The following is a 9,477-nucleotide window of genomic DNA, read 5'->3' as shown; positions in this document are numbered from 1 at the left end:
GCCCAACGCCTGGCCCGCGAACGCGCCCGCGCCACCGCCCACAACGCAGCCGACGCGACCTCGCCGCCACCCCAGACCGCCCCAGACCCGGATGCGACCCCAGGCCGGGCACCGAGCCCGGCCCCGCGTGAGCGAGTGAACCCCGCCGCGGCCAGCCGCTGGTGGCAACGCAACAAACCCACCGACAGCACCCTGGAAAAAGCCATCCTCCACGCCCTCCACGAGCACCTCGACGAACTCCTCCAACCACCACCACCCTTCTAAGGCGGGGACGTAGTCAGCGCCGGCGGCCAGGGCCGACGAGCCCGGCCGCGGCGAGGCGAGGTGGCGAGTTCGCGAGTCAGCCCTGGTAGCGCTCGGGCTCCTTGCCGAATTCGAAGCTGAGGCCGGTGAGATGCTCCGGGGTGATTTCGACGACGATGTACTTCAGCGTGGGGATCCACGGCTTGAGGTCGAGTTCCTCGGCCGGTTGATCTCATCGAAGCTCTCGAGGCTGCGGGCTCACCCTCGGGCCACGACCGACCAGGCGTGACGGCCCTCCACGTGATCGACCTCGAAGAGGACCTCGGGGTGCACGGTCAGGCCGGCGAGTTTGCTCCCCCCGCGGTGCGGAAGAGGATCTTGCCGTCCCTCGACATCGCGTGGTTGACGGGGAAGATCTCAGCGCGGCCCCCGGTGACGGTGACGAGTCGGCAGAGGGAATCTGGGGCCAAGAGTTGGAGGCAGCGGGCCTCCTCGAGATCGGTGATCGGCCTGTCGTCGATCGCCCCATTGCCCCACCGGAAGCGGGCTCGTGGGGTCCCCCAGAACGGGCGCTGGGTGACTGACCTCACTCCACGTCGGCCACCTGCGCACTCATCGGCGTTTCAGGTAACAACTCGAGGAAGGTAGATGCAACAACGGGGTTGCGTCACTACGGTAGAGAGCGATTATGAACCCAGGAGAACGAGAAGTACCCCGTACCCCTGATTCGTCCGACGCGGTGTTCCGTGTGCCCACGGCGGCTGACGGAACCCGCATGTGGGAGATCGCCCGTGACAGCGGCGTCCTCGACCTCAACTCCTCCTACGCCTACGTTCTGTGGGGCGCCGAATTCTCCGAGAGTTCGGTCGTGGTGGAGGTGGAAGGTCAGGTCGTCGGCTTCGTCACCGGGTTCATCCGCCCCTCCGAGCCGGACACGATCTTCGTGTGGCAGGTCGGCGTCGACGCCGACCAGCGCGGCAAGGGTCTCGCGGCCCGGCTTCTGCACAGTCTCTTAGACCGGCTGGCCGAACGCGGCGTCGTGCGACTGCGAACCACCATCAGCCCGGATAACGAGGCGTCGCAGCGGACGTTCGGCGCCGTGGCCCGCGACAGGGGGATGACCCTGTCCAGCGAGGACTACCTGAGCTCCGAGCTGCTCGGAGAGGGTCACGAGCAAGAAGACCTCTACACGATTTCCTAGACGAGGGCGCGCGGGCCGCCCGGCCCACAACCGCCGCCCGCACCTTCCCCATTGGAGTGATCAGGACAATGACCGAGCCCACCCACGACACCAGCACCAACACGGAGATTTTCGACGATCGCGAATCCGAGGTGCGTAGTTACTCGCGTAACTGGCCTGTGGTGTTCGACACTGCAAAGGGGGCGACGCTCCGGACCGTCGACGGAGACGAGTACCTCGACTTCTTCGGTGGCGCGGGCGCCCTCAACTACGGCCACAACGACGAGGACATGAAGACCGCGCTGCTGGAGTACATCTCCCGCGACGGCGTCACCCACTCGCTCGACAAGTACACCGTGGCCAAGCGGGCCTTCCTGGAGACCTTCTCAGAGAAGATCCTCGAGCCGCGCGGCCTGGACTACAAGGTGATGTTCCCCGGGCCGACGGGCACCAACGCCGTCGAGTCGGCGCTGAAGCTGGCCCGTAAGGTCACCGGCCGTGAGGCCATCATCAACTTCACCAACTCGTTCCACGGCATGACCCTCGGGTCGCTCTCCGTGACGGGTAACTCGATGAAGCGCGCCGGCGCCGGCATCCCGCTCGTGCACGCCACGCCGATGCCGTACGACAACTACTTCGGCGGCGTCACCGAGGACTTCCAGTGGATGGAGCGCGTCCTCGTCGACTCCGGTTCGGGCATGAACCGCCCGGCTGCCGTCATCGTCGAGTGCGTCCAGGGCGAGGGCGGCATCAACGCCGCACGCGCCGAGTGGCTGCGCGCGCTCAACGAGCTGTGCGTCCGCCACGACATCCTGCTTATCGTCGACGACGTCCAGATGGGCTGCGGCCGTACCGGCGAGTTCTTCTCGTTCGAGTTCGCGGGCATCAAGCCGGACATCGTCACCCTGTCCAAGTCGATCGGCGGCTACGGCCTGCCGCTGGCCGTGACGCTCTTCCGTCGCGACCTCGACGAGTGGACCCCGGGCGAGCACAACGGTACATTCCGCGGCAACAACATGGCCTTCGTCACCGCCGAGCTGGCACTGCGCAAGTACTGGTCCGACGACCAGCTGCAGAACCGCACGCTCGAGAACGGCCGCATCCTCCGCGAGCGCTTCTCCCCGCTAGTCTACAAGTACGAGGGCAAGCTCGAACTGCGTGGCCGTGGCATGGCGTTCGGGATCGCGTTCCTCGAGAACCCCGAGCTCGCGGCGCAGGTCATGGCGCGTTGCTTCGACAACAAGATGCTCGTCGAGACCGCCGGCCCGAGCGACGAGGTCGTCAAGTTCCTCGCCCCGCTCACGCTGACCGATGAAGAGCGCGACCGCGGCATCGAGATCTGCTACGAGGCCGTCGACCACGTCCTCGCCCAGCAGTACGGCTGAGCCAGCAGTACGCCTGAGAACCGCAGACCACCAACCCCTCGACGAGGAGGCACCGCATGATCGTTCGCACCACCGCAGAGATCACCGATACCGACCGCCACATCAAGGGCAACAACGGTAACTGGGAGTCCAAGCGCATCGTCCTGGCCGACGACCGCGTCGGGTTCTCGTTCCACGAGACCACCATCGCCGCCGGTACGACCAACGATTTCCACTACGCCAACCACGTCGAGGCCGTCTGGCTGACCCGCGGCAAGGGCACTCTGCGTGACCTCACCAACGGCAAGGAGTACCCGCTCGAGGCGGGCACGATGTACCTGCTCGACGGCAACGAGAAGCACCAGGTCATCGTTGAGGAGGAGATGCAGATGCTCTGCGTCTTCAACCCGCCCGTCGTGGGCGACGAGAACCACGACGAGAACGGCATCTACCCGCTCCTGCGCCTGCAGGACGACGGCACCGTGGTGCGCGAGAAGTAAGCCCCACGCCGCACTCCCCGGCCCGTTTCGTTCAGTCCGAGCGAAACCGGCCGGGGAGTTGCTCGTTCCGGGGCACTAGCTGGAACGAGCAACAGGTATTGATGCCCGTCCACCAGCGATCATCGGGGCGGGATCGGGTGGGCTTCGAGCTCGCCGGAGACGTCGGCGGACTGTGGAACGTCGACGCGGCCGACACCCGGCACTGCGAGACCTGTTCCGCTGCGACTCCGAGGTCGTGCGCGTCGAACCGATCGGGCCGAGGCTGACGCCGGGGAGCTCTCGACCGCACTCCGAGGCGCGGGCGTCGACACGGCGAGGCTGAACCAGGGCAGAATATCCGGGTGTCGACGATAGTGTTCCTGCACGCCCATCCCGATGACGAGACCTCGCAGACCGCCGGGATGATGACCCTGGCTGCCCGCAGGGGGCACCGGGTGGTGACCGTGTTCGCCACCGACGGCGACCACGGGGAGCGCCCCGAGCACCTCGGCCCCGACGGTGACCTCGTCGAACACCGGCGCGAGGAGGCGCGGGCCGCGGCGGCCGTGCTGGGCGTGGCCCGCAACGACTGGCTGGGCTACCGCGATTCGGGGATGACCGGCTGGGAGCAGAACGACGACCCGCTCTGCCTCCACCGCGCCGACATCGACGACGCGGCCGCCCGGGTGGCGCGGATCCTCGACCGCGAGGACGCCGACGTCCTCGTCGGCTATGACGATCACGGCAACTACGGTCACCCCGATCACATCGCCGTCCACCGCATCGCCCGACGCGCGGTGGAGCTGGCCGCGCGCCGACCGCGGCTGCTGGAGGCCACCACGAACCGTGACGCCCAGCTCGCCATGCTCGACAGTCCCGAGGCCACCGAGTTCCTGCGCATGCTCGCGGTCGGCGGCACGGAGCTGGACCCGGACCAGCTGCGGGCGATGATCCTCACCGGCGACGACGGTCAGCCAGTGGGGATGCCGGAGTCCGAGATCGCGTGGGCGATCGACCTGCCGCAGGACGTGATCGAGACCAAGCGCCGCGCGATGCAGTGTCACGCCAGCCAGACCAGCGACATCGGAACGATGCTGGCGCTGCCGCCGGAGATCTACGCGGTCGCCTTCGGTACCGAGTACCTCATCGAGCCGGGCGCGGAGCAGCCGATGCGCCGCGCGTGGCCGTTCGACTGAGCGCCGGGCGGGTCAGGGCATGTCGAGGGCGCGGACCCAGTCGCCGTGGCCGTGCGCGGTGGCCAGGGGGCGTCCGTTGACGGCGACGACGAAGAGGCCCTTGTGGCGGCGGATCGACTCGGGGACCTGCGCGGCGACGTCGGGTAGAAGGGTCACGCCCTCGACCGAGATCCAGACGCAGCCCAGCTCGGTGACACGGCGGACGAACTCGGCGCGGGCCGGTGGCTCGAGGTATCCGAGCACCGCGGTGTGGAACACCACCGGGGTGGTACCGGCCGGGCAGGCGGCCACGGACTCCTCCAACCGCTCGACGAGGTCACCGGCGAGGATCCGAGGCGGGTCGACGGCCGCGATGTCCAGGGCGGCGTCCAGGCGCGGCCCCCGCTGGTCGTGCTGGCCCGGCCAGATGAGGCTGTGCAGCCAGGCGCGGGAGTCGGGGTCGGTGGGGTCGATCGGCGTCAGGTCCACCCCGCCGCGGTGGGCGACCTCGGGCAGCGAGCGCGGCAGGGGCACGCCGTCGCGTAGGTCGCAGTCGAGGACCGGTGTGCGGGCCCCGGCACCGTCACCGGCACCGTCGGGTCGCAGCTCGTGGGTGCTCCCGCCGTCGACCGTGTATCGGTAGGCGTAGCGGTCCGGGTACAGGCACAGTCCCGCGGAAGCCCCCATCTCCACCAGGGAGAGCGGGCCGGGCAGGAGGGAAAGGAACGGCAGTAGAACCGCGCAGCGCTTGGCCTCGTTGGTCTGGGTGGAGTGGGTGAGCGCGATCCGCTCGATCTCGGCCCAGTGGTCGTGGACGAACCCGCGGAAGGTCGCGTAGTCCTCGGTCTCGGGGGCCCCGGCGTGCCGGGCGGCGGCGAAGAACAGGGCGGGCTGGCGCTTGATCCGGGGCAGCGTACCGATGAGGTCGCCGGTCCCCGGGTCTCCGGCGATCCCGCGGGCCCACGAGAGGTATACGGGCGTTCGTTCGCGGACCTCGTACTCGGCGAAGTCGGAGTAGCGGGAGGGGACGTCGTCGACGTGCGCGGAGTCCATGTCATCAGCGTCGCACACCGACGCGGGACACGCCGTCGACGCGGGAACGGTGGCCTCACTCGTAGGCAGGAGGTATGATTGGTGACGCATCAATAAACTGAGACAATCCTGGGAGCCCCGCATGTCTACCGCGACCGACTTCACCCCCGCACAGAACGCCTCGACCGACGGCGAGTTCGTCCGCGACGCGACGTACATCAACGATCGCGTGGTGGCGGACGTGCCCGCGGGTTCGGACCCGGTCGGCGAGAAGATCGGCGAGATGCGATGGCCGGTCGAGGCCGGCCGTTACCGGCTCATGGCCGCCCGAGCCTGCCCGTGGGCCAGCCGGAGCATCATCGTCCGCCGCCTCATGGGCCTCGAGGACGCCATCTCCCTGGGCCTGGCCGGCCCCACGCACGACATCAACTCCTGGGTCTTCGACCTCGACCCGGACGAGCGGGATCCCGTCACCGGCCTGCACCGCCTGCAGGAGGCCTACTTCAACCGCATCCCGGACTATCCGCGCGGCATCACGGTGCCGGCGCTGGTGGACCTGCCCACCAAGTCCGTCGTGACCAACGCGTACCAGAAGCTCAACTTCGACTTCATCTCCGAATGGACGGCCTTCCACCGCGAGGGCGCGCCCGATCTGTACCCCGAGGAGCACCGCGACGAGATCGACGAACTCGACTCGTGGATCTACCCCACGGTGAACAACGGCGTGTACCGGTGCGGGTTCGCCGCCGACCAGGAGGCCTACGAGGAGGCCTACGACGAGCTGTGGGCGTCGCTGGACCGCCTCGAGGAGCGCCTGACCACCCGCCGCTACCTCGTCGGCGACTCCATCACCGTCGCCGACATCCGCCTGTTCACCACGCTGGTCCGCTTCGACGCGGTCTACCACGGCCATTTCAAGGCCAACCGGTCCAAGATCAGCGAGATGCCTGCGCTGTGGGGTTACCTCCGCGACCTGTTCCAGACCCCCGGCTTCGGCGACACGTGCGACTTCCCCCAGATCAAGGCGCACTACTACAACGTGCACCGGGACGTGAACCCCACCGGCGTCATCCCCAAGGGGCCGGACCTGTCCGGCCTGCTCACCCCGCACCACCGCGAGGAGCTGGGCGGTCGCCCGTTCGGCGACGGGACCGCGCCCGGGCCGATCACCGATCCGTCCGAGAGGGTGCCGGAGGGACACGGCGCGGCCTGACGTCCCCGGGAGAGGGCCTAGACTGGTCGCCTGTGAACCCAGCCCCCGCCGAACTCGGTCGCTATCGTCGCGGCGCCCGGCAGTTCGTCATGTTCGGAATCGTGGGCGGCTCGGGCATGGTCGTCAACATGATCGTCACGGTCTTGATGAACAAGGCCAACGGCGGCACGGCCAACGCGCAGGAGATCCTGTTCCCCATCGCGGGCACGGAGTTCAACTTCCGGTTCACCACGTTGGTGTGGATCGTGGCGTTCCTGGTGGCCAACTTCTACAACTTCCTGCTCAACCGGCACTGGACGTTCGGTAAGGGACACAAGGCGCCGGCGTGGCAGGAGTTCTGGCCGTTCCTGGTGGTGGGGTCGGTGGCGGCGGCCGCGGGCATCTTCATCAAGCTCGCGTTCACCAACCCCACCAGCCCGCTCTACCTGCCGGAGCCGTGGTGGCACGAGGAGGCCGGGATCCACTCCCGGGAGTACTGGAGTCAGCTGCTGACGATCCTCATCACGATGCCGATCAACTTCGTCGTCAACAAGCTCTGGACGTTCCGCGCGGTGCGTAACCGACACCACGCACGCTCGACCGCGAACGCGGTGGTCTAGGACCGACCGTGGAGACGTCGCCGCTGGTCCTGTGGTTCGACCTGATGGGCGTGTTCTTCTTCGCCCTGTCGGGCAACCTGCTGGCCGCGCGCAAGGACATCGACATCACCGGTGGGTTCATCCTGGGCCTGCTCGCGGGGCTCGGCGGGGGCATCATCCGCGACGTCATGCTGGGCGTCACGCCGCTCGCGCTGGACAAGCCCGTGTACCTCGTTCCGCCACTGGTCGCCGTCGTGGTGGTGTATCTGCTGGGCTCGGTCATCCACCGGGTGCAGACGCTCATCGTGGCGTGCGACGCCGCCGGCCTGGGGCTGTTCTGCACGTTCGGCACGGCGCGCGCGCTGGATCACGGCATGCCGGTGGCCTCGGCGCTGCTGCTCGGCGTGGTCACCGCGGTCGGTGGCGGGTTGATGCGCGACGTGGTGGCCAACGAGATCCCGGCCGTGTTCAGCGGGTCGAACCTGTACGTGATCCCCGCGGCGACCGGCGCCGCGCTCACGGCCGTCGCCGTGTCCACCGAGGTGTGGGGGCCGGTATCGGCGACCGTGCTGTCGGTGCTGGTGTTCGCCTTCCGGATGGTCGCGTGGGCCCGACAGTGGCGCGTGCCGGCGCCCGTGCGCACCTGGACCGTGCGGGACCTGGACGTGTTGCGGCGCCGGGAGCGGTCGGTGTTCGGCCGACCGCGCGGCGAGAGGGACGACGGCCTCCGCGACGATGAGTACGACGACGACGAGCTCGGCCGCCGGTAGGGTGACCCGGTGCAGTACTACCTCAGCCTGCTGGGTTTCGCGGCGATCGATTCGCTCAATCTCCTGGCCTTCGCCGTCATCGCGGGGCTGTGGCTGACATCGGCCGGCCGCGGCATCCCGTTCACGCCGCGAGCGGCGCGGTTCACCGGGGGTGCGTTCTGCGGGATCGTGCTGCTCTCGCTGATCTCCGTGTGGGTGATCGGCAACAACCAGGAGTTCGTCCGGAGCCTGTTCTACAACCTGTGGGCGATGATCGCCCTGGGCGTGATCGGCCTGGTCATCACCGTCATGGGACTGCGCCGGCCCGCGGAGGCCAAGGAGGAGAGCGTCGAGGCCCCGCTCACCCAAAACGTCCTGCAGAAGTTCGGGATCATGGCCACCGGCATCGCGCTCGGCGTCATCCAGTCGGGGACGTCCGCGCCGTTCGCGGCGGGCATGGTGCTCATCTCGTTCGCCGAGACCCCGTGGTGGTCCAAGCTGCTGCAGATCCTGTTCTTCGCGGTCATCGCGATCCTGCCCAGCACCGGGCTGATCATCGCGCTGTCGCGGGTGCCGTCGGGCAGCATCGGTGCGGCGACTCGTCGCATCGACCGGTTCCTGTCCTACGGCCGCGTGGCCGGGCGGGTACTCACCCTGGTCGTGGGCGTGGCGCTGACCGTGCTGGCCGTCGTCCGCATCGTCCAGCTCACCGGGGTGCTGTCGTAGTCCGGCCCTAGGGTGACGGCGACCACCATCGCCGGTGGTCCGACCGACGAGGGAGACGACATGCAGATCGACGACGTGCAGATCACCACGACCGCGCCTTCCGGCTCCGTGCTGTGCGAGGACGGGCTGAGGCGGCCCCCGTGGGCGGCGCGGGACCCGCTGCTGCGGGAGTACTACGACACCGAGTGGGGCATGCCGGTCCGGGACGAGGCGGGTCTGTACGAGCGGCTGGTCCTCGAGGGGTTCCAGTCCGGGCTGAGCTGGGTGACGATCCTGCGCAAACGGCCCGCGTTCCGCGAGGCGTTCGCCGGGTTCGACCCGGACGCCGTGGCGGCCTTCGGGGAAGAGGACGTCGCGCGGCTCATGGCCGACGCGCGGATCGTGCGCAATCGCCGCAAGATCGACGCGGCCGTCGCCAACGCGCGCGCCGTGGTCGCCCTGCGATCCGACGGCGGCCTGGTGGAGCTCGTGTGGTCCTACCGGCCGGAGGCGACACCCGAGCCGCGGACCATGAACGAGGTGCCGACCCGGTCGCCGGAGTCGGAGGCGCTCGCCAAGGAGCTCAAGAGACGGGGGTTCAGTTTTGTCGGACCGGTGACGGTCTTCGCCCTCATGGAGGCCATCGGAGTGGTGGACACGCACCTGATGGACTCGCACCGCCGCGGCACGTCGGGGGTCTGGGCTCCGCTGCCGGGCGCGGGCTGACCCGGCAGCGGCGCCCCGACCCGGGTCACGCCG

Annotated in this window: 11 protein-coding genes and 1 pseudogene; 10 read left to right on the top strand and 2 right to left on the bottom strand. The window is 68.8% G+C overall.

Annotated features, from left to right (window positions below; genetic code table 11):
* Positions 1-264 (top strand): annotated as a pseudogene (locus HMPREF3086_RS18095) (HNH endonuclease); the annotation flags it as partial.
* Between the two features lie 314 nt (positions 265-578).
* Here the strand turns inward: HMPREF3086_RS18095 and HMPREF3086_RS19915 are convergent.
* Positions 579-833, bottom strand: coding sequence for a pyridoxamine 5'-phosphate oxidase family protein (locus HMPREF3086_RS19915; protein ID WP_311200731.1), 255 nt, complete (start codon positions 831-833; stop codon positions 579-581).
* 98 nt (positions 834-931) lie between these two features.
* Between HMPREF3086_RS19915 and ectA the strand changes: the two genes are divergently transcribed.
* The 4 genes from ectA (at position 932) to HMPREF3086_RS11555 (ending at position 4,462) form a co-directional block, all read left to right on the top strand.
* The gene (ectA, locus tag HMPREF3086_RS11570) at positions 932-1,444 is read left to right on the top strand and encodes a diaminobutyrate acetyltransferase (protein WP_070721984.1); all 513 of its coding nucleotides are present in this window, start codon (positions 932-934) and stop codon (positions 1,442-1,444) included.
* 68 nt (positions 1,445-1,512) lie between these two features.
* Positions 1,513-2,808, top strand: coding sequence for a diaminobutyrate--2-oxoglutarate transaminase (ectB, locus tag HMPREF3086_RS11565; RefSeq protein WP_061230003.1), 1,296 nt, complete (start codon positions 1,513-1,515; stop codon positions 2,806-2,808).
* Positions 2,809-2,864: 56 nt separating this feature from the next.
* Positions 2,865-3,287: an ectoine synthase gene (locus HMPREF3086_RS11560; protein ID WP_061230002.1), complete on the top strand. Its 423-nt coding sequence runs from the start codon at positions 2,865-2,867 to the stop codon at positions 3,285-3,287.
* Positions 3,288-3,628: 341 nt separating this feature from the next.
* The gene (locus HMPREF3086_RS11555) at positions 3,629-4,462 is read left to right on the top strand and encodes a PIG-L family deacetylase (RefSeq protein WP_070721982.1); all 834 of its coding nucleotides are present in this window, start codon (positions 3,629-3,631) and stop codon (positions 4,460-4,462) included.
* 12 nt (positions 4,463-4,474) lie between these two features.
* Here the strand turns inward: HMPREF3086_RS11555 and HMPREF3086_RS11550 are convergent, their stop codons facing one another.
* On the bottom strand, positions 4,475-5,494 hold the full coding sequence (locus HMPREF3086_RS11550; RefSeq protein ID WP_061916130.1) for a DUF2332 domain-containing protein: 1,020 nt from the start codon (positions 5,492-5,494) through the stop codon (positions 4,475-4,477).
* Between the two features lie 121 nt (positions 5,495-5,615).
* Here HMPREF3086_RS11550 and HMPREF3086_RS11545 point away from each other — a divergent pair, with 121 nt between their 5' ends.
* Genes HMPREF3086_RS11545 through HMPREF3086_RS11525 form a run of 5 tightly spaced genes read left to right on the top strand, consistent with a single transcriptional unit; the run spans position 5,616 to position 9,444 of the window.
* A complete protein-coding gene (locus HMPREF3086_RS11545) occupies positions 5,616-6,686 on the top strand; it encodes a glutathione S-transferase family protein (RefSeq protein ID WP_061916128.1) in 1,071 nt (356 codons plus the stop codon).
* Positions 6,687-6,718: 32 nt separating this feature from the next.
* Positions 6,719-7,285 carry a GtrA family protein gene (locus HMPREF3086_RS11540; protein WP_061229998.1) on the top strand — a complete coding sequence of 189 codons (567 nt, stop codon included), beginning with the start codon at positions 6,719-6,721 and terminating at the stop codon, positions 7,283-7,285.
* An 8-nt stretch (positions 7,286-7,293) separates the two neighbouring features.
* Positions 7,294-8,034 carry a trimeric intracellular cation channel family protein gene (locus HMPREF3086_RS11535; RefSeq protein WP_070721979.1) on the top strand — a complete coding sequence of 247 codons (741 nt, stop codon included), beginning with the start codon at positions 7,294-7,296 and terminating at the stop codon, positions 8,032-8,034.
* Positions 8,035-8,043: 9 nt separating this feature from the next.
* A complete protein-coding gene (locus tag HMPREF3086_RS11530) occupies positions 8,044-8,739 on the top strand; it encodes a hypothetical protein (RefSeq protein WP_070721977.1) in 696 nt (231 codons plus the stop codon).
* A 60-nt stretch (positions 8,740-8,799) separates the two neighbouring features.
* Positions 8,800-9,444: a DNA-3-methyladenine glycosylase I gene (locus HMPREF3086_RS11525; RefSeq protein WP_070721986.1), complete on the top strand. Its 645-nt coding sequence runs from the start codon at positions 8,800-8,802 to the stop codon at positions 9,442-9,444.
* Positions 9,445-9,477: the final 33 nt, after the last annotated feature.

The organism is Dietzia sp. HMSC21D01, from assembly GCF_001815995.1.
Lineage (GTDB): Bacteria > Actinomycetota > Actinomycetes > Mycobacteriales > Mycobacteriaceae > Dietzia > Dietzia cinnamea.
This window is presented reverse-complemented; position numbering and strand designations above follow the sequence as displayed.

Excerpts from the sequence above, each read along its gene's own strand:
- ectA (WP_070721984.1), top strand. The coding sequence starts at position 932 with ATGAACCCAGGAGAACGAGAAGTACCCCGTACCCCTGATTCGTCCGAC.
- ectB (WP_061230003.1), top strand. The coding sequence starts at position 1,513 with ATGACCGAGCCCACCCACGACACCAGCACCAACACGGAGATTTTCGAC.
- HMPREF3086_RS11560 (WP_061230002.1), top strand. The coding sequence starts at position 2,865 with ATGATCGTTCGCACCACCGCAGAGATCACCGATACCGACCGCCACATC.
- HMPREF3086_RS11550 (WP_061916130.1), bottom strand. The coding sequence starts at position 5,494 with ATGGACTCCGCGCACGTCGACGACGTCCCCTCCCGCTACTCCGACTTC.
- HMPREF3086_RS11545 (WP_061916128.1), top strand. The coding sequence starts at position 5,616 with ATGTCTACCGCGACCGACTTCACCCCCGCACAGAACGCCTCGACCGAC.
- HMPREF3086_RS11525 (WP_070721986.1), top strand. The coding sequence starts at position 8,800 with ATGCAGATCGACGACGTGCAGATCACCACGACCGCGCCTTCCGGCTCC.